The organism is Acinetobacter sp. TY1 (assembly GCF_048551395.1).
Classification (GTDB): domain Bacteria; phylum Pseudomonadota; class Gammaproteobacteria; order Pseudomonadales; family Moraxellaceae; genus Acinetobacter.
Genome location: NZ_JBLYZK010000008.1, coordinates 57733 through 78124, shown reverse-complemented (window position 1 = coordinate 78124; position 20392 = coordinate 57733). Strand labels below are relative to the sequence as shown.

The following is a 20392-nucleotide window of genomic DNA, read 5'->3' as shown; positions in this document are numbered from 1 at the left end:
CTAAGTGTCGAGATTTTTGCTAGTTGATAATTGTTTAATCAATTTAGCATGCTATTTATTTTGTAACATCCATCTCATTTATTCAATTACTTGCATTTGTGTTGTCAAATATAAGGCATCTTTTTTAAGTAATTCAATCAGTGGCTTGGTCAGTATTTCATAACGCCAACCGAGCAAATATGCTGGTAAATTTTGCTCATCACCATGAAAAACCACATGCTGATATAAAGTATTTAACCACTTTTTACGTATTAATACTTCTTTTGGAACAATGCATTGTTGCGCAATTTGTTCAATCAACTCATCGACCGCTTGCGTAATGCCTTGTGATGAATGACGAATTGGACGTGCCAAACGCAGTGGCCAACTTTCAGCTTCTGGTATAAATTTGAGTAAATCTAAAATAGTCTTGCCATGCTCACGAATAACATTTTGGCGAATATCTTTAATACCTGACAATTGAAAAATATTTTTGGGATTTTTTTCAACCAAATCAATCATTGTCGAATTTTTTAAAATAAAGCTACGAGGCTGATTAACCGCTTTGACCATTTCTTCACGCCATACAGACAATTGTTGCAATTGCATCAATTGTTTACGTGAATGACGATAATTTCCAACATCGGTATATAATTTTTCTTGCGGGGTTTCAAGCGCAATTTCTTGAGTTAAATGCTGACAATCTTCAAGCACACATGTATAAAGATTTTTAGCTTCAAGTTCAGCTTTCAGCTTATCTGCCAACTGCATAATATATAGCACATCATTGGCTGCATATTCCATTTGTGCAGCACTCAAAGGACGAGCAAGCCAATCTGAACGTGTCTGATCTTTATCAATTTCAATATCTAAAACGAGTTTAAGTGCATTTTGATAACTCACTTGTAAGCCATGCCCTAAAAATGACAATGCAACTTGCGTATCAAAGACATTGATAAGCGGTTGTTTGTCGGCATAGTGATAAATGAGATCAATGTCCTCACCACAGGCATGAAAAATATTTTGTTGTGCTGCAAAAATTTTTTGCCAAAAACAAGATAAATCTAAGGTTGTGCCATCCAATAAAAAAACATGATCATTCACATTAATTTGAAATACACCAAGTTTCGGCCAAAATGTATCCACTTTAATAAATTCTGTATCTAGCCCATACACACACCCCTGCGCCATTAAAGCGATTACAGTGTCAAGGTCAGCCTGTTCGGTGATAAATTTGGACATATCAGGTTCTATCAAAATCTTACATTTAAACTATGTTTATTTTACAACATTATATAAAATATGAATATATTTTTTTGGGCAAATTACTGGTCAAACATAGCTTATAAACACCTTATTGATCGCTATCATCTATAATAAAAAATAAACAAAGCAGGCTTTTTATTTCAAAATTAATTGCTTTTTCTCTTTAAGATATTTCAAGTAATCTTTAAATCAAAATACAGCGCTCTCATCATTGCCAATTTAAAAAATGAATACAAGTTATTTATAAAAAAAGCACTTTACAGTGCTTATTTCATTTTCATCCGATTATGCAGTGCCTGGCTAAGTGTATGACTATCAACATATTCAAGCTCTCCACCTTGTGGAACACCTTGTGCAATCCGTGTCATTTGAATATTCAAATGTTTGGTAGCTTCCACCAAATAGTGCGCAGTTGCTTGTCCTTCAACAGTAGCATTGGTTGCAAGAATAACTTCATCCACCTGTCCTGAACTTAAGCGTTGTAACAAATATGGAATACCAATTTCCTCAGGTCCAATCCCATCTAAAGGTGATAAATGTCCACCCAATACATGATATTTCCCACGAAAACTGCCACTTTGTTCAATCGCCATGACATCTGCAGGTGATTCAACCACACATAACACTTGTTCGTCACGATCTTTGGAAGCACAGATATCACAGACTTCATTTTCAGTCAGTGAATGGCATAGTGTACATTCATGAATATATGAGGTTGCTTCATTGAGCGCATGCGCCAAAGCAACAGCACCTTCACGATTTTTCATGATTAAATGCAATGCCATGCGTTGAGCCGATTTTGGCCCAACACTTGGCAAAATACGCAAGGCTTGTACAAGTTGATCAAAACGATCACTAAACACTAAGCGTATTCCTTAGAACATACCTGCAAGACCTGGTGGCAAGCCCATACCTGAGTTTGCGCCTTTCATTTTTTCTTCAGTGATCGCTTCTACTTGACGAGCAGCATCATTCATTGCCGCAGCAATCAAATCTTCAACCATGTCCGCATCATCTTGAAGTAATTCAGGATTAATTTCGATACGCTTAACCACGTTACGGCAAGTCATCGTCACTTTCACTAAACCACCACCAGCTTCTGCATGCACTTCTGTTTGCGCAAGCTCTTCTTTGGCTTTTTTAACATTGCCTTCCATGTCTTTTTGCATACGTTGTGCTTGTTGCATTAACATATTGATGTTCATAAAATTCTCCGAACATAAATTAAATAATTAGATAAGGTCTAAACCACGTTTAATATCACGAATAATATCATCAATATCTTCAAGACCAACAGAAATACGAATTAAACCTTCAACAATTCCTGCGGCTTGTTTAGCTTCGGCTGACATTCTGCCATGCGATGTCGTTGCTGGATGGGTAATGGTTGATTTTACATCACCTAAATTACTCGTAATAGATAAGAAGCGTGTATTATCAATCACAGTCCAAGCCGCTGTACGTTCACCTTTTACGATAAACGAAACAACTCCACCAAAACCACTTTGTTGTTTTTTTGCCAATTCATGACCTTCATGATTTGGTAAACCTGCATAATAAACTTTTTCAACTTTCTCATGTTGATCAAGCCATTCCGCAAGTTTTTGCGCGCCAATACAATGTGCTTTCATACGTAGGCTTAACGTTTCTAAACCTTTCAAGAAAATCCAAGCGTTAAACGGACTCATAGAATTGCCAAGTGTGCGAATCACACCATTAATTTCTTCTACAAGTTTATCTTTACCAACAACCGCACCACCTAAAGCACGACCTTGACCATCAATATATTTAGTTGATGAGTAGATAATCAAGTCCGCACCAAATTTAATTGGTTGCTGTAAAATAGATGTACAGAATGTATTATCAACTGCAAATAATGCATCATTAGCATGAGCAATATCTGCAATTGCTTGCATATCACCCACTTGTGCCAATGGATTTGATGGGGTTTCAATAAAAAGTAATTTTGTATTTGGACGGACTGCTTGTTTCCAAGCATCCAAATTTTCTAATTCAACAAATGTAACGTCAACACCAAATTTCACAACATATTTTTCAAAGAGTGAAATAATCGAACCAAATACAGCACGTGAACACACAACATGATCACCGGCTTTAAGGTAAGCCAAACAGATCGCATGCACAGCCGCCATACCTGAACTAGTTGCAACGGCACGTTCTGCACCATCCAATATAGCTAAGCGTTTTTCGAAAGCCTGCACCGTTGGATTGGTATAGCGTGAATAGGTATTTCCTGCGATTTCACCTGAAAATTTAGCAGCGGCATCGGCAGCATTTTCACAGACAAAAGAAGAGGTCAAGAAAATAGGTTCACTATGCTCACCCTCGAAAGTGCGATCATGCCCCGTACGAATGGCTAAAGTATCCAGTTGATATTCAATTTCGTCGTGTTGGCTCATCTCTAAACTCAGTCCGAAAACTGCCTTTGTAAATTATTGCCAATATTTTGAGCGTCTAATGTATTTAAGGTCAAGGTAAAAACGTAAATTATCGCTTAGACTTCGAACAAACTTCCACTCATCTGAGTTCAAAATTCATTATGGAACAACTCAAAAGTAAATTTCAGGAACGTAAGGCAAAAATTAAAAATTTGTCGACTCGAATTTTCAATGGAAAATCATTAGTTTTATCACAAAGTACACCTTATGAAGTGATTGCAGAACGTCATCAAACACGTGTACGCTACTACGCATCAGCAAATAAAAAATATAAAGAACCTTTAGTTTTTGTTGCACCTCTTGCAATTAGTATGGCGATCTATGACCTTTATCCGTATCGCTCATTGGTCAAATATTTTTCTGAACAAGGCTTTGATGTCTACCTGATCGATTGGGGAAAACTCACCTACAATGACCGTAACTTAACCTTCCTCGATTTTATTAAAACATCAATTCCATACTGCATCGAACACATTCGCAATCATTCTAAAAGTGAGCAAATTTCACTTCATGGTTGGAGTATGGCGGGTATTTTTGTATTGCTTTATACCGCACTCCATCAACCCAGTTATATTAAAAATCTTATTGTTTTAGGTAGCCCTATCGATAGTTATAAATCTGGTGGTATTGGACGTTTATACCGTAAAATCAATGCGTATTTAGCATATAATCAAAAACTTAAACATACACTTTATAACGGTGGTATTCCTCGAACATTCTTGCATACCCCTGGTATTATCAATGCGATTGGTTTTAAAGTTTTAGACCCTAAAGGTTGGTATGATGGTCACAAGAACCTATTGCAAAATTTGGATGATCAAAAAACCTTAATTGAACACGCCACACTTGGACATTTTCTCAATCATATGATTGATTACCCAGGTGGTGTAAACCAAGATATGCTATTTAATGTTTGGCTACAAAATCCACTCAAAGATGGAAAAATCACACTCGGTAAAACCATAATTGAGCTCAATAAAATTGATTGTTCACTCATGATTGGTGCTGGTAAAGGCGATCAAATGGTCACTGTAGCTTCTGTTCAACCCTTAGTCCAATTGACAAATAGCCAAGATGTCACGTTTACTCTCATTCCTGGTGGACACTTGGGTCTGATGTCGAATCAGAAAAGCGCTGATGAATTTTGGCCAACACTCTCAACGTGGCTATCGAAACGATCAAGTCCAATTTAAACAATCACTTCTCAGTTTAAATTGCGCTGATGATTTATTTAAATAATTTTAATTCCTGATTCGGGTGATGTCATGACGCAAACAGTTGCATTTATTGGTCTAGGCGCTATGGGTTGGCGTATGGCTGCGCACTTACCTCAACATTTCGATAGTGTTTATGTATGGAATCGAAATTTTAGCAAAGCTGAGCAACATGCTGAACAGTTTGGCACCATTGCGGTAAAACTAGAGCAAGCAGTACAAGCCGACATTATTTTTTCTTGCTTACCAACGAGTCAGGATGTTGAAGATTTGATTCAGCCTCTCAAGCTAAAAGCAGGCTCTATTTGGGTCGACTGCACAAGTGGCGTACCCGAATCTGCCAAAAAACTACAAACAACACTCGCAACACAACAGGTGCAGTTCCTTGATGCACCAGTCAGTGGACAAACCATTGGTGCTGAAAATGCAACCCTCACTTTTATGGTGGGTGGCCATCAAGATGCATTTAATCAAGCACTTCCTGCTATGCAAACGATGGGTAAATTAATTAAACGTGTGGGTGATGCAGGTGCAGGTTTTGCAGTCAAAGCTGTCAATAATATGATGATGGCAATTCATTTATGCGCAGCAGCCGAGGGCTTTACCACACTAAAAGCACACGGCGTAAATCTTAATGAAGCACTCGACTGTATTAATGCTTCAAGTGGTAAAAGTGGCGTGACCGAATCTGCATTACCACAGCGCATTTTAAACCGCAGTTTCCCTTTGACATTTGCTCTACCACTTCTCGCTAAAGATACAGGTATTGCGATTGACTTGATTCGTGAAGCACGTTTATCTGCACCTGTGACGGGCTTAACTTACAGTTTAATCCAATCTGCGAATGCACTTGCCGAACCTAACAGTGATTTTTCTACAGCAGTCAAACTTTATGAATCTTGGAACAATATTATTTTAGAATCATAATCTTAGAACTTTAAGTATAGAATTATCTTACTTATATCTATAAAACTCATCAAAACAACATAAGGATAATTTTTCACCATTGTATTCAGAAGAATCATCCTTATAATAAGATGAGACAATGTAATATGTCAGTTTTGAGGGAAACTCATGAAAAAAATTTCAATTGCATTACTAAGCATGGCAACTTTATGTGCCAGTTCAGTCTATGCTGCGGATGCAGCACAAGAATGTAAGAAATTACAAGATGACTCAAATGTCATTTATGCAGCAAAAGGTTTTTGTTTTAAAGACCCAGAGGCTAAAGCTAAGTACGGCAATGATAATTGCTTTACAAGCAAACCAAAATTTTCTGAAAAAGAGCAACAACGACTTGACGCGATCAAGGAACGTCAGAAAGAATTGAACTGTAAATAATTACAGCACAATTCAACTTTTAAGGAAAAAACATGTCATACGATGATCAGAATATTTTTGCCCGCATTCTTCGTGGTGAACTTCCTGCAATCAAGGTCTATGAAGATGATCAAGTTTTGGCATTTATGGATATTATGCCTCAAGCCGAAGGTCATACTTTGGTGATTCCAAAATTACCTGCGGTTACATTACTTGACCTTACCCCTGAGGCAGCAGCATATACCATTCAAATTGTACAGAAGGTTGCGAAGGCAATGGAGACTGCACTTGATGCAAAAGGTATTGTCTTAATGCAATTATCAGGTGTTGCGGCAGGTCAAACTGTTCCACATGTTCATTTCCACTTAATCCCCTCTTCGATTCATGAGTTGGGCCGCCATGCAGCTCAAATGGGTGATCAAGAGAAAATTGCATCGCTTGCAGAGAAAATTAAAGCCGCGCTCTAAGTACCTTATCTGATTCATAAAAAATGAGGCTCAATGCCTCATTTTTTATGTTCAAAAATCATCAAACGTCTTTTTATTTTAAAGTTTAAAAAATCCTCCATGTAATCAACGTCATCAAACTGTCATTGAACTTTCACTTTTTAGTAACACTGTTTGCAGATACTGCATGCACGTTAGTCAGTACCCACCTGCTGATCAACGCCATAAAAAGCGAAATAAATAAATGCCGTTTTGAACATGTTTTGGAGAATTTTGAATGAAAAAAATGCTACTCGCTGCAACAATTGCATCACTAGGCTTAAACGCAGCGCAAGCAGCGCCAACCATCTACGGTAAGCTCAACGTATCTTTAAACCAAGTAGACAATAAAGACTACAAAGGCACAGATGAAACTCAATTAAATTCAAATGCTTCCCGTATTGGGATCAAAGGCGAAGAAAAGCTAACTGATAATGTCGGTGTGGTCTATCAAGCAGAATGGGCTATTTCTACGGATGGTTCTGGTTCTGATACAGACCTCAGTGCACGTAACCGCTTCCTTGGCTTAAAATTTAAAGATATTGGTACAGTAAAAGCAGGTCAATATGACTCATATTTCAAGACCTCTGCTGGTAAATATCAAGATATTTTCAATGATGACACTAATCTTGATATCACCAAAACCATGTATGGCGAAGAACGTTTAAAAAACGTTGTCGGTTTTGAAACTGATAAAAACCTCATCGTTCCAGGTTTACAATTTAACGTTCAAGCACAAATGGGTGAGAATAATAACTCAGTATACTCAAGCAAAGAACGTGACAGCATTAATGGTGTTTCTACATCGTTAACCTATGAAAATAAAGACTATGGTATTGCGGCTGGTCTAGCAGGTAATTTTGCAGTTGCAGGTGCATATAATGCCCTGAGTTTAAAAGATATTGAATCGGATGCTTACCGTATCACGGGTTCCGTTGATTTAAGTACAATTGGTGCAAAAGGTCTAGTTTTCGGCGCATTATATCAATTTGCAGAGCCTTCTAACTCTCCTTCTGCAGATGCCCTTACAGCTGCAAAACTTGATACTCGCGTTGCTACACTCGAAGAAAAAGCTTGGTTGATTTCTGCTGGTTACACCATTCCAGAAACACCTTGGACAGTAAAAGGTCAATATCAATCTGCTGAAACACAATGGTCAGGTGGCGACCGTACCATTGACCAATATGGTCTCGGTGTTGACTATAACTTTAACAAACAAGCGCGTTTCTACGGTGTAGTTGCACAACAAAAACGCGATTGGCAAACTGATGATGACAAGAAAACGGTGTTTGGTTTAGGTATGGAATACAATTTCTAAATCAACCATTCCATTCAAAAAAAGGAACTCACCATAAGTAAGTTCCTTTTTTATATTCAGCTAGTAACTAAAAAATAACTCAAAAATGAATTAAGCATCAATCGCTGTTGCTGAAATACCAATATAACGCGACATGTCTGCAGCACCTAAATCTGACTGATAAACCACATAATCCGAATAAGTTGCTTGTTTTAAATCTTCCAATATATTGATTTGAATATCATGTGCGTGAACATCATCAACCGAGCGTTGCATAGTCGATTCATAAGCATCCGATATATATTCAAAACCTAAATCAAATGCAACAAATAAGGTATGTGGGCACGGTTGTACGTACTGCTCTTCTGCCCAATTGATAATATTTTGTTGGCAATGTGGACAGGCAATATTGCTATCTGCCTGAATGTCGAGCTTGATTAATTGAAAACTCATCGCAATATCATCAAAATTTAAAAATGCATTGTAAAAGATTCAATCGGTGATTAAAACCAACCTTTATGTCCTTTAATTACTGCATCTGCACAGCGTAACGTTTCCTGTGTTAAACCCCACAAACGATAATCCCCTGTAATTGAACCTGTCATAAAGTTATGCGTATAAGCAAAACTTAATTGACGCTGTGGATCACACCATGCACCTGAACCGTTATAGCCAATATGCCCAAAACCTTGTTTGGCTCGTTTCCCCATACTAATCACACGGTGATAACCCAAACGCCATTTCATTGGAATTGGCATCACACGGTCACGGCGGATACTTTGAATCTTACTCAACTCTGAAAATACGTGCGGTTGTATGAGTTGTTCCCCTTGCCTCTCCCCACCGTTTGCCAACATGGCATACATTTTCGCAAGACTGTGCGCATTAAATACACCATTGGCAGCAGGAATAATCGCTTGTAAGCCTTGATCACTAAAAAAACTAAAATCTTTCATGCCTTTCGGCACCATTGCATCTAAAAAATCTTGCGGATTTTGTCCACTAAACTCCGCCAATCTATCTGAAAAACTTGCTTTATGATGCTTTTTGACTTTATTTTTCGTTGTTTGCTTTGCACTTTGAGCAGCGTGCTGTTCAGGCGATTTTTCTTTAGGCAATATTCGAGCAACTCGACTTAATTGATCTTGAGGTACACCAAAATATGCACCATCCAACGCTAAAGGCTCAACCAAATAATGTTGCATCAAACCCTGTAAAGACTGACCTGTAGCCTTTTCCAATACTCCCCCGACTAACCATCCAAAAGTTAATGCTTGATAGGCGATATCCTGCCCCACAGCAAAACGAGGTGTTGCTTGCTCCATTACATGTAGCATATGTGCCCAATCAGCCATTTCTACAGCGTTTTGAATTACATTACGGATATCATATAAACCCGATTGATGGCTCAAAATATGACGCAAGGTCATCTCAGCTTTACCATTTTGAGCAAACTCAGGCCAATAGTGACTGACAGGAGTATCATAATTGAGTAAACCTTCACTTACGATAATATGTGCAAGCGTTGCAAGTACACCTTTACCAGTGGAATAACATACAGATAAAGTATCACTGCTCCACTGCTCAGTCAGAGATTTACGACCCGTGCAGATATCGACAACCTTTTCACCCTGAAAATACACCGCCAATGCAGCACCACCGTGCATCGTTCGACTGTCCTGCAAACGACTGAATTGCTCAGCAAGATCTTTAAAACGGTCATCTACAGTCCCTGTATAGTTGTTTTTGACTGCAAATAAAATATCCGTTAAACCACTCATGCCCTTTCACCTTTTGTTTTATGTTGATTATCCATTCAATTGAAAAAGCCTGCATTTCACAACGCAGGCTCTTGTCTTATAATTCTTTTAGAATACCACTGACATGTGGTTTTTGCGATGACTGATTTCGAATCAAAAAGGCTGTTTCGGTTTTTCGATTTTCGGTGAGTAGCTCAACTGTCGATGGTAAATAAATTGGCAACTTAAAAGACACATCAGCTTCATAAGCATCAGGTAAAGTTAGACTTGCTAAAGCCCGTGCTTTACTCCACATACCATGCGCAATGGCTTGTTTAAAGCCAAAAGCTTTTGCTGTTAATGCATGAATATGAATTAAATTATAATCGCCCGAAATACGTGCATAACGGCGACCTGTATCTTCTGAAATATTCCAACTTGTTAACACTTCATATACAGGTGTAGATGCTTCTTGTTTATTTTTTGATACACTTGAACCATCGGTTTTTTGACGAATTAAATAAGTGGTTACGCCTTCCATCACCACATCACCTGAAACTTTTGCTATGGTTAAGAAGTCAAACTGTACACCTTTGTCATGTGGCTTCAACTCACCAAATGTACATGTAAGCGTCAATTGCTCATTAACACCTACTTTACGGTTTTGTTTTACAGTATTACGAATATGCACCAAGCCTAAAATTGCAAATGGAAATGGCTCTGAAGTCATCATATGCATTTGTAAACTTTGCGATAACACTGCCAAATAAATTGCAGGAATATAGCCATTATTTTTAAAACCACAAACTTCGTTATACGATTTTAAATGATCGGTATCAATTTTGAATGAATCCACCACATACTCAATCTGTGGCAAAACTTTTTCACCTTTAGGCTTTTTAAAAATCAAACCTTGAATGACTTTTGGATATGCTAAGTAAGGCTTAGGCAATTGATTAAAGTGACGGCTATTCATATTTTACCTTTCTAATATTTGATCAATTTTGATTCTATTAAATAAAAAAATCAGGGATGTTTCAAGCACAGCCCTGACTCTTCTAACATTTAATGTGATGGTGTGGATAGGTTAAAATACTGTATTCTAGAAAATACAATCTAACCACTATTCTAATAACCATCACCACTAAAAATTTCTAATCTGATATTTCATGATCCATGAAAAAAAAACAATCACATCACATGAAATATCTTAGGACTTTAAATCTTTATATAGAATTTTATGCGCCCAATAAGCTCTGACCGCACACACGAACCACATTACCATTTAAACCAGTAGATGCTGATGATGCGAACAATGCAATCGTTTCAGCAACATCAACAGGCAAACCACCCTGACTCATCGAGTTCATACGACGACCCGCTTCACGAATAGCAAAAGGAATCGCCGCAGTCATTTGAGTTTCAATGAAACCAGGTGCAACTGCATTGATCGTAACGCCTTTTTTCAAAAGTGGTGCAGTAAATTTAACTAAACCAATAACACCAGCTTTCGATGCTGCATAGTTCGTTTGACCTAAGTTACCCGCAATACCTGAGATAGAAGATACACAAACAATACGACCATTTTCGTTCAGACCACTGTTATTTAACAAGTAATCATTAATACGTTCTGCCGCAGACAAGTTAATATTGATCACGAGATCCCACATGTCTTGTTTCATATTGGCAAGGGTTTTATCACGTGTAATACCCGCATTATGCACAATAATATCGAGTCCACCTTGTGCTACCGCAGCGGCTTTAATTTGTTCACCTGCATCTGCTGCTGTAATATCAAGAGCCACAGCAGAACCACCAATTTCACTAGCAACACGATCAAGATCAGCTTGTTGTGGTGGAACATCTAAACAAATCACATGTGCACCATCACGTGCCAATACATGGGCAATCGCTTCACCAATACCACGGCTTGCACCTGTTACCAATGCTGTTTTTCCTGCTAATGGTTTTGCCCAATCGACATTCACTACAGCCGCTTTAGATACACGAATCACTTGACCTGAAACATATGCAGAACGCGGTGAAAGTGCAAAGCGTAAAGACGATTCAAGGTTTGCAGCCGCATCTGCATCGACATGAATGAGATGTGCAGCAATGCCTTTTTTAAACTCTTTACCGACTGATTTAACAAAACCTTCTAAAGCACGTTGTGCAATAGCTTGCTTAATGGTTGATGCTGTTTCAGGCGTTAAACCGACAACAATAACACGACCTGAAGGTGCAATTTGGCGTGCTATCGGGCTAAAGAACTTGTGTAATTCATTCAACTGTTCAGAATTTTGAATACCTGATGCATCAAAAATAACCGCTTTAAATTTTGACTCTTTATCGCCTTCATTGAATGCATTTAAAGTTAAACCTGATTTTGCTGCTGCTTGTTGCAGTTCAACATTATTCCCTGCATAACTATTTGCATGCACATTGCTAAGTACTTGAGAAATTGAATCAGACAACATACCACCTGGCGCAGCACCAACAAGTACAGCACCTTTAATTACAGGTGTTGCAGATTCAAAACGATCTAGCGCAAGTGGTGATGGCAAACCTAAATTTTTAATGACAAATTTACCAATTGGAGATTTTGCAAATACTTGGTATTGGTCAGACATGTTTATTATCTCTCTGAAAATTAATTTTTGAATGAATCTGTTTATATGTCCGAACTTCAATGTAATGTCAGATACTTATATTTCAACAGATGCATGATGCTTGTTCTGAATCATACTTGACTCAGCTACTATATGTCTTGACCTGAAAGCATCCGTAAATGTCATTTCAGTCAATACGACCCTCTCAACAATATGCTAATGTACGTCTTAAGAATAGCGTAAACATGCTTGGAAAAGCCTTATGAGCAAAACAACTCAAGAAAATCCAACAGTCGAGGATTCTGCTGCGGAAGCGGTGTCAAAACCATCAAAACAGCGTACGAGTGCCAACAAAAGTACCACAGTTGCTTCTAAATCAGAAAGTACTTCACGGACACCACGTACCCGTGCTGCTACATCGACTCGAAAATCCACAGCTTCAGATACCAATAAAGTAAAAGTAGATGCGCCTTCAGCACCTACAAAACAAACATCCACATCTCAGGGAAAAACCATGACTCAAACTGTTCGTCGTGTAGCCATTCTTGGCGGTAACCGTATTCCATTCGCTCGTTCAAATGGTCCATATTTCCAAGCATCCAATACAGATATGTTTACTGCGGCGTTAAATGGCTTAATTGAGCGTTTTAACCTTCAAGGTCAATGTCTTGGTGAAGTTGTTGCAGGTGCAGTATTGAAGCACAGCCGTGATTTCAACATGACCCGTGAATGTGTTTTAAATACTCAACTTGCACCTGAAACACCTGCTTATGACATTCAACAAGCATGTGGTACGGGTTTACAAGCAGCATTCCTTGTGGCAAATAAAATTGCTTTAGGTCAAATTGAAGTGGGTGTTGCAGGCGGTGTAGATACCACGTCTGATGCGCCTATTGCATTTGGTGATGGCTTACGTAAAGCAATGCTTGAACTAAATATTGCTAAAACTGCAAAAGACCGTTTAAAAGCATTGTCAAAAATCAATGTTAAAGATTTACTTGATGCCCCTAAAAATGGTGAGCCACGTACAGGTTTATCAATGGGCGAGCACCAAGCTATTACAACGCTTGAATGGGGTATTTCTCGTGAAGCGCAAGATGAACTTGCAGCAACTTCACATCAAAAAATGGCAAAAGCCTATGATGCTGGTTTCTTTGATGACCTCATGACACCATTTTTAGGTTTAAGCAAAGACAATAACTTACGTCCTGATTCTTCAGTTGAAAAATTAGCTAAACTAAAACCAGCGTTTGGTAAAGGCGAAAATGCAACCATGACTGCGGGTAACTCTACTCCGTTAACCGATGGTGCATCGACTGTATTACTTGCTTCTGAAGAATGGGCAAAAGCCAATGGTCATGAAGTTTTAGCGTATTTGACTTTCACAGAAACTGCTGCTGTTGACTTTGTAGGTAAAAAAGAAGGTCTATTGATGGCACCTGCTTATGCTGTTCCACGTATGCTTGATCGTGCAGGCATTACGCTGCAAGATTTTGATTATTACGAAATTCATGAAGCATTTGCAGCACAAGTATTGTCTACACTCAAAGCATGGGAAGACACAACTTTCTGTAAAGAGCGTTTAGGTCGTGATGCACCATTGGGTTCAATCGATCGTAGCAAACTGAATGTCAATGGTTCTTCTTTAGCAGCAGGTCATCCATTTGCTGCAACAGGCGGTCGTATCCTTGCAAGTGCTGCAAAACTACTTAACCAAAAAGGTTCAGGTCGTATCCTTATTTCGATTTGTGCTGCTGGTGGTCAAGGTGTAACAGCAATTATTGAAAAATAATTCGATCATTACACAGCGAAAAATATTAAGCACCTCTCAGTTCGCTTAGAGGTGCTTTTGTTTTAAAACATTAATGCAAAATAGTTACCGTTTTGTAGTATTAAATACCCAATTATTTTATTTATCTATAGCGATTACTAAGGTCAATATTCCAATAACACTCACTCACAATAGGATATAAAATGACAAGTGAAGCTATTCGTAATCAGTAAGATGATTTTTATTAACTAACCCAAATTCAGTATTTATTTGTATCGACTTTCAAACCCATTCAAGTCAATTCGATTGCTTCAATTGATCGCCAATTACTTGTCAACAACATTGTTGGTGAAGTAAAGGTAGCACTTGTATAAGATTTATCAATCACTCATTCTACGTTAATGTTTCAACCAGTTTAAATAAGCCACCGATTCCGCAATTACGTAAAGTATTAAAAGGCATTCCAACCTATGACTGCACTTTAAACAGAGGCATGTTTAATCTTCCATGCACTTGATGCACTCAAAAGGTTTGAAGTATATGTTGTTGTCGATGCTGGAGGTGGCACATCTGTTACGATATATTAAGCAGCTTTACGCCGAATTGAATTATTCTGTGAATTACAACTTGATTGGAAACGTGCTAAAACCGTTACACAATTTATGGATCTATTCATCAAAATAGATGGCACGGCGGGTATTCAATTTGTATCTAAAAAACCAGATTAATTTCCCTTTAATTGCTGTAAAAAAACCGTATCAATGCCTATCGATACGGCTTTTAGCGAAAGATTATCTATAAATTTTAAAATAAATACATTCATTTTTCTAATATGACAATTTCTTATTTCATAGTCACCATAGAACTAACTCCCAAACGTGCCTCAATGTAGTCATAACACCATTGGAAAATAAAGGTATATACCAAAATACACATCGTCATACTAAAATCGAGCAAAATAGCTTCAAGTAGACTCATATTCAAAGCATAAGCAACCATTGGAATAGTCGCCAACATTAAACCACCTTCAAAACCAATCGCATGCATAATACGAACAGGCACAGTACGTTTAAGCTGATGCTTCTTTTCATACTTTTCAAAAAAATGATTGAAAATCATATTCCAAATCACAGAAGTGACCGCCATAGCGATACCTAAAGTTCCTGTAATTTCCATTGGTACTTCAAAAATAAAACTTAATGCAATTGCGATGATCACTAGAAGAATAATCTCATAAGTCAACGCATGCACGACTCTTCTTTTTGAAATCATCATAAATCATTTCCTCTAAACTACAGATGGAATCATTTTATGTGCTTATTATTGATTAATCGAGTTAGATTCTTTCAATTTTTTTGATAGGATAGATGTTAATATTTTTACTCACTTACGACCAATGAACATCAACCAAGAACAATTAATCATTTTCAAAACGGTAATGGAAACAGGTTCATTCTCTGCAGCGGCACGTAAGCTCGGTAAAGTTCCCTCTGCCGTAAGTATGTCAATTGCGAATATGGAAATTGATCTCGATTTAAAATTATTTAGCCGTGAAGGTCGTGAGCCACTGCCTACAGCACAAGCACAAACTTTGTTTGAACGTACCGAACAGCTACTCACAGAAATGAATCAATGGAAACAACATGCCTATGCGCTAAGTGTTGGGCTTGAATCGGCATTAAATATTGTGGTGGTATCTGAGTTACTACATACTGATTGGACAAGTTATATTGCACTGCTTGAACAACAATTTCCCGAATTACAGATCAATATTTTTTCTGCACCGCAAGAAGATGCTATTAAAATGCTGATGAATAAATCAGCTCAACTTGCGCTAATGTTTGAGCGAGAGCAACTTGAAACAAGTGAGCAATTTGTTGAATTAAAACGTGAAGCTCTGGTTCCTGTCGCATCAATACAACATCCTCTTGCCCAATTGGAATATATTGCATTTGAAAAAATTCTGAAAAATCGTCAAATAGTAGTGGCAAGCCGTGACCGCACGATTAAACCCGAACTGCTCTACTCACAAAAATATTGGCGCACTGACAATCATCATTCAGCTTGCGTGATGATTTGCCAAGGTCTCGGTTGGGGTGTACTCCCTCTGGAAATGCTGAATGAAAACCCACTGTTACAGCAACAATTAAAAATTTTAAACTTTTCTGATTTCACACCGAAATTTGAATATTATGTCGATTTGGTTTGGAGTCGTGAAAGTGAACTCGGGGCTGCTGCTCGTTTTTTGATTGATTACATCCGAAATCAAAGAATTCAAGCAAATTAAAAGCCGTTTCAAGACTTTTTTTACTTTTGCTCAAAGCACAATGTGCTATAAATAAATACACAAGTATTTTAACCAAGAATTAAATCGTAATGACACAATCCTCTTTAGCACAATTAAAAGCACTCACAACTATTGTTGCCGACACAGGTGATTTAGCTGCAATTGAACAGTTTCGTCCATTGGATGCTACCACCAATCCATCTCTGATTACGGTTGCAGCCAATCAACCTGAAAACCGTGTACTCATTGAAGATGCATATACTCAAGCCAAAGCAGAAGGTTATCTGCATGATGAACTTATTGAACGCACCATCGATATACTTACGGTTAAACTTGGAGTTGAAATTTTAAAGATTGTTTCAGGGCGTGTTTCAACTGAAGTCGATGCCTCTTTATCTTATGATACAGATGCAACGGTTGCCAAAGCACATGAGTTATTAAAACTATATAAAGAATATGGCGTTGAACAAGATCGTATTTTAATTAAAATTGCTTCAACTTGGGAAGGTATTCAAGCAGCAAAAATATTAGAAGCTGAAGGTATTCATTGTAATTTGACATTACTCTTTGGTTTACACCAAGCCAAAGCCTGTGCAGATGCAGGGGTAACCCTAATTTCACCGTTTGTGGGACGTATTCTAGATTGGTATAAAAAAGCTGAAAATGTTGATCATTACCCTATCGAAAAAGACCCTGGTGTTTTATCAGTTAAACAAATTTATCATTACTACAAACAGCACAGCATTAAAACAGAAGTGATGGGTGCAAGCTTCCGCAGTGTCGATCAAGTCCTTGGGCTTGCAGGTTGTGACTTATTAACCGTTGCACCGAATCTGTTGGCAGACTTGAACAATGAGCAACGTGTAGTCACAGCACAATTGACTGTTGATCATGTCCACTCAAATCATGAAGAAACACATCAAGTAATTCAAAAAGATGATTTTAAGTCACAACTTGAACATGACTTGATGGCATTCCAACTGCTTCAAGGTGGCATTGATGGTTTTATTCGTGCCCGTGATCAACTAAGTACCTTATTGCGTCAATCTTTTGGTATTGATGCAACAATTCACCACTAAACAACCATGTAAAATATTGATATAAAATTACGTTATAAATACCCTAAAAATGTACGCTTTATGTGTACAAGTTAGCCGAGTTTGTTATGATGCTTCTCGGCTTTTTTATTGAATGAGCCAATAGCTTTCCAATATTTTATCAAAAGGTGAGACATAGTGTTTGGCGTTATAGATTATTGGACCTATATCATTGGAACCATTTTCATTGTTATTTTACCAGGTCCAAATTCATTGTATGTCATGTCCATCGCCTCACGCTTTGGTGTGAAAACTGGCTATATTGGGGCGCTCGGTGTTTTTACAGGCGACTTAATTTTAATTTTATGCACTATTTTAGGTGCAGCATCATTATTGCATGCATTTCCTTGGCTCTTTATTTTACTTAAAGTCGTTGGTGCAAGTTATTTGGCATATTTAGGAATACGCCTTTTAATTGCAGGTTATCAGACATGGTTCAAAAAAGCCGAAAAGATCGTGGCTTCCACGACAACAAATCAAACTGAACAACAAGACTTTCATCCCTACCGTACAGCGCTGACTATTAGTGTGTTGAATCCGAAAGCTATCTTTTTCTATTTATCGTTTTTCGTACAATTTGTAGATCCAAACTATCCGTATCCTGCAATGAGTTTTGCAGTACTGTCTGTCAGTTTACAAATCATTAGTATGGGCTATTTGACTCTGCTCATTTTTTCAGGTGTGAAACTCGCAAACTTTTTTAATACCCGTTATAAAATTGTAGCTATTGGTGTTGCCTGTGTCGGAATCTTATTCTGTGGCTTTGGTCTAAAACTTGCAACCTCGACTATGGTTTAATTTTTTGTTTCTATTTCCACCAATATTCCGATGATAATCAAAAAATATCATCCTGCTCATTTTTATGTATATTTCCAATGATGACTTTTACATATTTTGCGCATATGCGTGATGTTCATCGGTTATGCTTTCGCTCAGTACTATATTTTGGCATCGCTGAAAGTAAGTGAATATCAAGCTTGATTAAATCTAAAAATTGAATATTTGTTAAAATTTAAACATGTAAGCAGAAAGGAATCATGCAAAAAATCATTCAAGACTTCTCCATCCCCGCCGTATTTGCAGGTTTTATTACTTTTCTAATTGGCATTAGTGTTTCCGCAGTATTGGTCATTCAAGCGGCACAAATTTTAGGTGCATCTGCGGAGCAAATTACTTCTTGGTTTTGGGCTTTAGGCTTAGGCATTGGTCTTAGTGGACTCATTCTCTCTTGGAAATTTAAATACCCCGTTGCAACAGCATGGTCAACCGCAGGTCTTGCCCTCATTATGGCAACAGGCAGTGGCTACAGCTTATATGAAGCTATTGGCGCATTTTTAGTCTGTGGATTATTAACAGCTATACTCGGTTTCATGGGTATTTTTGAAAAAGTCCTCTCTTATATTCCGCAAAGCCTCACGAGTGCTATGCTTGCAGGTGTATTGCTCAAATTCGGCATCGCACTTTTTACAAGCATGCAAACCGATTGGGCTTTTATTTTATCTCTCTTAGCCGTTTATATTATCTCGAAACGCTTATGGGCACGTTATTGCATTGTTATTACCGTCATTGCAGGGCTGATACTCTGTCCAATATTTATGGAATTCCATATGCCTATTGTACATTGGTCATTGGCAAAACCTGTATGGATTAGCCCTGAATTTACATGGTCGGCTATTCTTGGACTTGCTCTACCTTTATTTGTCATCAATATGGCTTCTCAGTACCTTCCAGGGATTGCAATGATTAAAAGCTATGGTTATCAACCGCATGTTAAACACCTCATTGGCTGGACAGGTCTGACCCAAGCTTTACTTGCACCTTTTGGTTGTTATAGCGTAAATATTGCTGCCATTAGTGCAGCAGTTAGTCTTGATGATCAAGTCCACCCTGATCCAAGCAAACGCTATATTGCAGGTATCAGTTGTGGATTTTTTTATATTATCATGGGCTTATTTGCAGCAACACTAACTAGTTTGTTGATGTCATTCCCTAAATTATTTATTATTGTACTTGCAGGAATCGCACTTTTTGGCACCATTAGCCACAATATTGCCATTGCCTTTCAAGATGTCGCAGATCGCGAAGCGGCATTACTGACCTTTTTATTTTGCGCGTCAGGTGTACAGTTTTTCGGTATCGGTTCCGCATTTTGGGGACTATTGTTTGGATTTTTGGTTTCATTCATTCTGAAATTTAAAAATAAAACCTAACAAATTCTCAATACGCTTAACAACGGCATATTCATCACATAAATTTTGAATATAAGATAATCAAGATTCAGGTAAATCATCTTCACAATTTTAGTTGAAAATGACTGCCTGATCTTGTAGTTACGAACATCCAAGCAAGGGTATTGTGCGTGATTAGGCTCAATTGGCAATACATTCTATAAGCTACTACAATAATTACTTAAATTAATATCTACATGGTTCAAAGCACATATGTAAAATAATAAATATAGATTCAAATTTGAACACACAATGGATTGATCTATCTGTTCAGGAGAAACCTGATTTAAAAAATCTTATCATATTGGACAAATAATCTAATTCATTTTTATTATGTAACTTTATTCATTATGATTTTTATAATAGAAAAATAAAAATATCGCCTAAATTTAGGTCAAAAAAAAGCTTATCCAGTGATGGATAAGCTATAAAACTTGAATACAATAAAAAGAAACTACAGCTAGATTCTTGAGATAATTATATAAAATTTAAACTATATTGCCAATATTTAAAAACTATAAAATGAGATAGATTGGATATTAAAAAGTAAAATAACCCAAAATAATGTGATGCAAATCACATTATAGTAGCTTTGGATTTTAAAAATACAATTACATAGACTAAAGTCTAGTTAAAGTAAT

19 protein-coding genes and 1 pseudogene are annotated in these 20392 nt (G+C 37.5%); 11 read left to right on the top strand and 9 right to left on the bottom strand.

Translation table 11 applies throughout. The annotated features are described in order from the left end of the window. Positions 1-78: 78 nt before the first annotated feature. The 4 genes from ACK2M2_RS07145 to ACK2M2_RS07130 form a co-directional block, all read right to left on the bottom strand. Complete coding sequence (locus tag ACK2M2_RS07145; RefSeq protein ID WP_419347015.1) at positions 79-1221, bottom strand: ribonuclease D; 1143 nt, start codon at positions 1219-1221, stop codon at positions 79-81. Positions 1222-1511: 290 nt separating this feature from the next. Beyond that, positions 1512-2108 carry a recombination mediator RecR gene (gene recR / locus ACK2M2_RS07140; RefSeq protein WP_409511532.1) on the bottom strand — a complete coding sequence of 199 codons (597 nt, stop codon included), beginning with the start codon at positions 2106-2108 and terminating at the stop codon, positions 1512-1514. A 12-nt stretch (positions 2109-2120) separates the two neighbouring features. Then, positions 2121-2450 carry a YbaB/EbfC family nucleoid-associated protein gene (locus ACK2M2_RS07135; protein WP_409511533.1) on the bottom strand — a complete coding sequence of 110 codons (330 nt, stop codon included), beginning with the start codon at positions 2448-2450 and terminating at the stop codon, positions 2121-2123. Positions 2451-2477: 27 nt separating this feature from the next. Next, a complete protein-coding gene (locus ACK2M2_RS07130; protein WP_419347012.1) occupies positions 2478-3665 on the bottom strand; it encodes an O-succinylhomoserine sulfhydrylase in 1188 nt (395 codons plus the stop codon). 140 nt (positions 3666-3805) lie between these two features. On the opposite strand from ACK2M2_RS07130, the gene ACK2M2_RS07125 reads away from it, so the two are divergent. The 5 genes from ACK2M2_RS07125 to ACK2M2_RS07105 all read left to right on the top strand — a co-directional run bounded on the left by ACK2M2_RS07125 (position 3806) and on the right by ACK2M2_RS07105 (position 8041). After that, the gene (locus ACK2M2_RS07125) at positions 3806-4897 is read left to right on the top strand and encodes an alpha/beta fold hydrolase (RefSeq protein ID WP_409511535.1); all 1092 of its coding nucleotides are present in this window, start codon (positions 3806-3808) and stop codon (positions 4895-4897) included. Positions 4898-4969: 72 nt separating this feature from the next. Then, on the top strand, positions 4970-5845 hold the full coding sequence (locus ACK2M2_RS07120) for an NAD(P)-dependent oxidoreductase (RefSeq protein ID WP_419347009.1): 876 nt from the start codon (positions 4970-4972) through the stop codon (positions 5843-5845). A gap of 147 nt (positions 5846-5992) precedes the next feature. Further along, a complete protein-coding gene (locus tag ACK2M2_RS07115; RefSeq protein ID WP_409511537.1) occupies positions 5993-6259 on the top strand; it encodes a YARHG domain-containing protein in 267 nt (88 codons plus the stop codon). Between the two features lie 32 nt (positions 6260-6291). Beyond that, complete coding sequence (locus ACK2M2_RS07110; protein WP_409511538.1) at positions 6292-6705, top strand: HIT family protein; 414 nt, start codon at positions 6292-6294, stop codon at positions 6703-6705. Between the two features lie 256 nt (positions 6706-6961). Continuing rightward, on the top strand, positions 6962-8041 hold the full coding sequence (locus tag ACK2M2_RS07105) for a porin (protein ID WP_419347006.1): 1080 nt from the start codon (positions 6962-6964) through the stop codon (positions 8039-8041). 90 nt (positions 8042-8131) lie between these two features. On the opposite strand, the gene ACK2M2_RS07100 is transcribed toward ACK2M2_RS07105, so the two are convergent. From ACK2M2_RS07100 to ACK2M2_RS07085, 4 genes are all read right to left on the bottom strand, one after another. Continuing rightward, positions 8132-8473: a hypothetical protein gene (locus ACK2M2_RS07100; protein WP_409511540.1), complete on the bottom strand. Its 342-nt coding sequence runs from the start codon at positions 8471-8473 to the stop codon at positions 8132-8134. A gap of 50 nt (positions 8474-8523) precedes the next feature. Continuing rightward, positions 8524-9801 (bottom strand): serine hydrolase domain-containing protein, encoded by a 1278-nt coding sequence (locus ACK2M2_RS07095; RefSeq protein WP_419347002.1) that lies wholly within the window; start codon positions 9799-9801, stop codon positions 8524-8526. 76 nt (positions 9802-9877) lie between these two features. Continuing rightward, the gene (locus ACK2M2_RS07090; protein ID WP_419346999.1) at positions 9878-10735 is read right to left on the bottom strand and encodes a MaoC family dehydratase; all 858 of its coding nucleotides are present in this window, start codon (positions 10733-10735) and stop codon (positions 9878-9880) included. 262 nt (positions 10736-10997) lie between these two features. Next, on the bottom strand, positions 10998-12389 hold the full coding sequence (locus ACK2M2_RS07085; protein ID WP_419346996.1) for a 3-oxoacyl-ACP reductase: 1392 nt from the start codon (positions 12387-12389) through the stop codon (positions 10998-11000). 241 nt (positions 12390-12630) lie between these two features. Here ACK2M2_RS07085 and ACK2M2_RS07080 point away from each other — a divergent pair, with 241 nt between their 5' ends. Together ACK2M2_RS07080 and ACK2M2_RS07075 are read left to right on the top strand one after the other, a co-directional pair. Next, positions 12631-14160, top strand: coding sequence for an acetyl-CoA C-acetyltransferase (locus ACK2M2_RS07080; RefSeq protein WP_409511544.1), 1530 nt, complete (start codon positions 12631-12633; stop codon positions 14158-14160). Between the two features lie 220 nt (positions 14161-14380). Then, positions 14381-14867 (top strand): annotated as a pseudogene (locus tag ACK2M2_RS07075) (hydrolase); the annotation flags it as partial. 115 nt (positions 14868-14982) lie between these two features. On the opposite strand, the gene aceI reads toward ACK2M2_RS07075, so the two are convergent. After that, entirely contained in the window at positions 14983-15414 is a 432-nt protein-coding gene (aceI, locus tag ACK2M2_RS07070) for a chlorhexidine efflux PACE transporter AceI (protein WP_409511545.1), read from the bottom strand. Between the two features lie 121 nt (positions 15415-15535). Here aceI and ACK2M2_RS07065 point away from each other — a divergent pair, with 121 nt between their 5' ends. From ACK2M2_RS07065 to ACK2M2_RS07050, 4 genes are all read left to right on the top strand, one after another. After that, positions 15536-16426 (top strand): LysR family transcriptional regulator, encoded by an 891-nt coding sequence (locus tag ACK2M2_RS07065; RefSeq protein ID WP_409511546.1) that lies wholly within the window; start codon positions 15536-15538, stop codon positions 16424-16426. Between the two features lie 89 nt (positions 16427-16515). Continuing rightward, the gene (tal, locus tag ACK2M2_RS07060) at positions 16516-17505 is read left to right on the top strand and encodes a transaldolase (protein WP_419346992.1); all 990 of its coding nucleotides are present in this window, start codon (positions 16516-16518) and stop codon (positions 17503-17505) included. A 156-nt stretch (positions 17506-17661) separates the two neighbouring features. Next, entirely contained in the window at positions 17662-18321 is a 660-nt protein-coding gene (gene leuE, locus ACK2M2_RS07055; RefSeq protein WP_419346989.1) for a leucine efflux protein LeuE, read from the top strand. Positions 18322-18560: 239 nt separating this feature from the next. Beyond that, positions 18561-19733 carry a benzoate/H(+) symporter BenE family transporter gene (locus tag ACK2M2_RS07050; protein ID WP_409511549.1) on the top strand — a complete coding sequence of 391 codons (1173 nt, stop codon included), beginning with the start codon at positions 18561-18563 and terminating at the stop codon, positions 19731-19733. Positions 19734-20392: the final 659 nt, after the last annotated feature.

Coding starts and splice junctions, on each gene's coding strand:
- ACK2M2_RS07145 (WP_419347015.1), bottom strand. CDS start 1,221: ATGTCCAAATTTATCACCGAACAGGCTGACCTTGACACTGTAATCGCT.
- ACK2M2_RS07135 (WP_409511533.1), bottom strand. CDS start 2,450: ATGAACATCAATATGTTAATGCAACAAGCACAACGTATGCAAAAAGAC.
- ACK2M2_RS07130 (WP_419347012.1), bottom strand. CDS start 3,665: ATGAGCCAACACGACGAAATTGAATATCAACTGGATACTTTAGCCATT.
- ACK2M2_RS07125 (WP_409511535.1), top strand. CDS start 3,806: ATGGAACAACTCAAAAGTAAATTTCAGGAACGTAAGGCAAAAATTAAA.
- ACK2M2_RS07120 (WP_419347009.1), top strand. CDS start 4,970: ATGACGCAAACAGTTGCATTTATTGGTCTAGGCGCTATGGGTTGGCGT.
- ACK2M2_RS07115 (WP_409511537.1), top strand. CDS start 5,993: ATGAAAAAAATTTCAATTGCATTACTAAGCATGGCAACTTTATGTGCC.
- ACK2M2_RS07110 (WP_409511538.1), top strand. CDS start 6,292: ATGTCATACGATGATCAGAATATTTTTGCCCGCATTCTTCGTGGTGAA.
- ACK2M2_RS07105 (WP_419347006.1), top strand. CDS start 6,962: ATGAAAAAAATGCTACTCGCTGCAACAATTGCATCACTAGGCTTAAAC.
- ACK2M2_RS07100 (WP_409511540.1), bottom strand. CDS start 8,473: ATGAGTTTTCAATTAATCAAGCTCGACATTCAGGCAGATAGCAATATT.
- ACK2M2_RS07095 (WP_419347002.1), bottom strand. CDS start 9,801: ATGAGTGGTTTAACGGATATTTTATTTGCAGTCAAAAACAACTATACA.
- ACK2M2_RS07090 (WP_419346999.1), bottom strand. CDS start 10,735: ATGAATAGCCGTCACTTTAATCAATTGCCTAAGCCTTACTTAGCATAT.
- ACK2M2_RS07085 (WP_419346996.1), bottom strand. CDS start 12,389: ATGTCTGACCAATACCAAGTATTTGCAAAATCTCCAATTGGTAAATTT.
- ACK2M2_RS07080 (WP_409511544.1), top strand. CDS start 12,631: ATGAGCAAAACAACTCAAGAAAATCCAACAGTCGAGGATTCTGCTGCG.
- aceI (WP_409511545.1), bottom strand. CDS start 15,414: ATGATGATTTCAAAAAGAAGAGTCGTGCATGCGTTGACTTATGAGATT.
- ACK2M2_RS07065 (WP_409511546.1), top strand. CDS start 15,536: ATGAACATCAACCAAGAACAATTAATCATTTTCAAAACGGTAATGGAA.
- tal (WP_419346992.1), top strand. CDS start 16,516: ATGACACAATCCTCTTTAGCACAATTAAAAGCACTCACAACTATTGTT.
- ACK2M2_RS07050 (WP_409511549.1), top strand. CDS start 18,561: ATGCAAAAAATCATTCAAGACTTCTCCATCCCCGCCGTATTTGCAGGT.